This window comes from Microbacterium sp. (genome assembly GCF_039812165.1).
Lineage (GTDB): Bacteria > Actinomycetota > Actinomycetes > Actinomycetales > Microbacteriaceae > Microbacterium.
In genome coordinates this window covers 1-3107 of the sequence record NZ_JBDIAB010000278.1, presented here as the reverse complement: position 1 = coordinate 3107, position 3107 = coordinate 1, and the positions used below count along the sequence as shown (strand labels likewise).

The 3107-nt window shown below is 73.1% G+C and carries 3 protein-coding genes; 1 reads left to right on the top strand and 2 read right to left on the bottom strand.

The features are described from left to right. Both WML84_RS14250 and WML84_RS14245 read right to left on the bottom strand, forming a co-directional pair. Positions 1–659: DUF5690 family protein (locus WML84_RS14250; protein ID WP_347346799.1), on the bottom strand; the 659-nt coding region annotated here is incomplete at its 3' end. Positions 660–913: 254 nt separating this feature from the next. After that, positions 914–2062: a TIGR03364 family FAD-dependent oxidoreductase gene (locus tag WML84_RS14245; RefSeq protein ID WP_347346798.1), complete on the bottom strand. Its 1149-nt coding sequence runs from the start codon at positions 2060–2062 to the stop codon at positions 914–916. Positions 2063–2234: 172 nt separating this feature from the next. Here WML84_RS14245 and WML84_RS14240 point away from each other — a divergent pair, with 172 nt between their 5' ends. Beyond that, positions 2235–2960, top strand: a complete 726-nt coding sequence (locus WML84_RS14240) for a phosphonatase-like hydrolase (RefSeq protein ID WP_347346797.1) — start codon at positions 2235–2237, stop codon at positions 2958–2960. The last annotated feature ends 147 nt before the right edge of the window (positions 2961–3107 follow it).

Below are 3107 nucleotides of genomic sequence, written 5' to 3'. Positions count from 1 at the left end.
GGCAGCTGCGAGAGGCCCCACACGCTCACGAACAGGATCGGGAGGAACAGCGCGCCGGTCGCGGCCGGCATCCAGAACTCCGAGACGCCGGCGTTCATGAGCATGATGGCGACGGACTTCACGACCCCGGAGGAGACGATGAAGCTCGCGCTCAGGATGGCGCCGAGGATCTCGGTCGTGCGTCGGCCCTCCAGGTAGCCGAAGACGAGGCCCCAGATCATGCCGAGCGGCAGGCCGTTGAGGAACAGGCCGAGGAACTTGACGTCGGCGGGCAGGATCGCGAAGAGCACCAGTCCGACCATCGAGATGCCGATCAGCAGGAGGATCGCGGGCGCGCGCCGACTCGGCTTCATCTCGGAGATGATCTTGATGCCGATCACCTTCGACAGCGCGTAGCCGAGGATCTGCGAGATGACGAGCAGCTCCTTGAAGCCGAAATCGATGGTCCAGCCTTCGACGACCTCGTAGGTGCCGGCGGCGTAGGGCTTGCGGAAGGCGTACATCGAGAAGTAGACGCAGAACGCGGTCAGTCCGCCGAAGACGACGAAGGCGACGCTGTTCGCGTTCTCGAGCCTGCGCGTCAGCCACGAGCGCCTGGGCTCGGCGGACGGCACGGACTGCGGCTGCGGCGACTTCTCGTGAGTCGACTGCTGGGTCACGGGGGCTCCGATTCGAGGGGGACGGATCGGGGTCCCGGCACGGGCGCACGGAACCTCCACCGTCGAGGGTGGAGCCTCGGCGAGGCGGGATCGGGCGACTTCGGGCAGAGTTCCGCCGGACTTCCGCCGGCGTTCATCGCGGGCGTCGGGATGCCGTCGGCCGTTGCCCGGCCGGTCGATCGGCGTTCACGGCCCGTTCGCTCGCGGCAGCCGGCAGCGACGCCTCCGCGCGCCGCCCGCGGTCTCGGGGCCGGCTAGATGCCCGCGATCGTGCGGGCTCCGAGACCGAGGCCGATCGTCATCCCGATGCCGGCGGTCACGGAGACGACGCTGATCCCCGGCGCCGGCTCGGCGCGCAGGACGTCCTGACGCGGGCTCGTCGCGTAGAGACCCTGCCAGCGCTCCAGCACCTCCAGTCGGGAAGCGCCGAGGAGCGCCGCGATCTCGTCGAGAAGGATCCGCGACCACCGCTCGTCGAGGAACGGAGGCGCGCTCGCGTGCGTGGCGTGCGAGTCGCCGATCAGCAGCGACCCGTCGGGCTGCTGGGTGAGCATGACGTTCGCGTCGATCTCGACGAGCTCGGACCGCTCACGGGCGATCTCGGCCCGCAACGACTCCGCCGCGGGCCCGGCGAAGGCGCCGTAGCGGAGCATCGACGTCCCGGTGAGCACGGCGGGGCCGACGCCCATGTCGTGGGGCGCCCGCACACGCGCCATCTGCAGCGCGCACTCGGCGACCTCGCCTGCCCCGGCCACGTCGGGGAACAGCCGGCCGACCAGGTGCCCGGCGGCGACCACGACGTGATCGGCGTCGAGCCGCCCGCGGCTGGTCTCCACCGCGACCGCGCCCTCGCCGTCCGGGTGGACGGCGTGCACGGTCGTCGCGAACCGCGTCTCGCCGTGCTCGTGAGCGGCGACCCAGTCGGCGATGCGGGCCACCGCCGTCCGCGGGTTCGCGGTGAGGTCGGCGGGGAGCAGCGCGGCGGCGACGGGTCGCGACGCCCCGCGCGGCAGCCGCAGCATGCCGGCCGCCGCCGTCCCGGTCAGGAGGTGCGCCCCCTCCGGCGCGCGATCGCGGAGGATCTCGTGCAGGACGGCCTCCTCGGCGGACGAGCGGGCGACGACCAGCGTGCCGGAGCGGCGCGCCTCGACGCCCGCGCGTTCGACGAGCGAGAGCCAGATCGCGTTCGCCTCGCGCGCGATCTCGGCGTTCTCCCCCGCCTGAGCGGACGTGCAGACGTGCCCGAAGTTGCGCACGCTGGCCAGCACCGCCACGGCGTCCTGTTCGACGACGGTCACCCGATAGCCGGCATCCAGCCCGGCAACGGCGTGCGCGAGCCCCACGATCCCGGCGCCGACCACGACGAGGTGCGGACGACGACCGACCAGGGCGATGTTCGTCATGGTTCGATGATCACGGGCGCGCTCGGCGGACGGAGGCGCGACGCGGCAGTGTTCACCGATCGTTCACGGGGGCGCGCTGCGTCCGCGCCGCTGCCACCGGTACCCTGGCCCCGTCGGACGTCGGCGCACGACGCCCGATCGCACGTCCGCATCCGGATCTGGAGCTCGCACGATGATCACTCTCGCCGTCTTCGACATGGCAGGAACCACGATCGACGACGGCGGCGCCGTCTACGACGCGCTGCGTCTCGCCGTGGAGGAGACCGGGGTCGTGGTGTCGCCGGAGGATCTGCAGACGTGGATGGGCACCGAGAAGAGCGCGGCGATCGCGGCGCTCATCGAGCTCGGCGGTGGCGACCCGCACTCGCCCGCCGACAAGGTCGCGGTCGCGTTCGGTCGCTTCCGCACGCTCCTCGGCGAACTCTACGCCGCCACGCCGCCGACCGCGATCGACGGCGTGCCCGACGCCATCGCCGACCTGCGGGCGCGCGGGGTGGCCGTCGCGCTGACGACCGGGTTCTCGCGCGACGTCGCGGAGGGGATCCTCGACGAGCTCGACTGGCGCGTCGCGGCACAGGCCGGCGACGACGCCTCGGGCGTCGTGGTCGACGCCCTCGTCTGCGGCGACGAGGTGGCGGCCGGTCGGCCGGCGCCGTACATGATCCATCGTGCGATGGAGCGCACCGGCACCCTCGACGTGGCCGAGGTGCTCGTCGCGGGCGACACGGCCGTGGACGTGCAGGCCGGCGCGAACGCGGGCGCGTGCGTGACGATCGGCGTGCTCTCCGGCAAGCTCTCGCGCGAGGCGTTCGCCGGCGAGCCCTTCGACGCCCTGCTCGGCTCGGTCGTCGACGTCCCCGGCTATCTCCTCGAGAAGGGCCTCGCGCCGGCTCGCTGAGGCCTCGGGCGCCCTTGTCGGGCGCGCGCGGGTGCTCCGGTCATCCCGCCGGCGCCGCTCCCGGCAGCACGATGCGCCGTGCGCCGAGGGCGGCGTCGCCGGGACGGCACAGCCACGCGCGCGAACGGCCGGGCAGCGCGTAGGGCG

Excerpts from the sequence above, each read along its gene's own strand:
- WML84_RS14245 (WP_347346798.1), bottom strand. The coding sequence starts at position 2,062 with ATGACGAACATCGCCCTGGTCGGTCGTCGTCCGCACCTCGTCGTGGTC.
- WML84_RS14240 (WP_347346797.1), top strand. The coding sequence starts at position 2,235 with ATGATCACTCTCGCCGTCTTCGACATGGCAGGAACCACGATCGACGAC.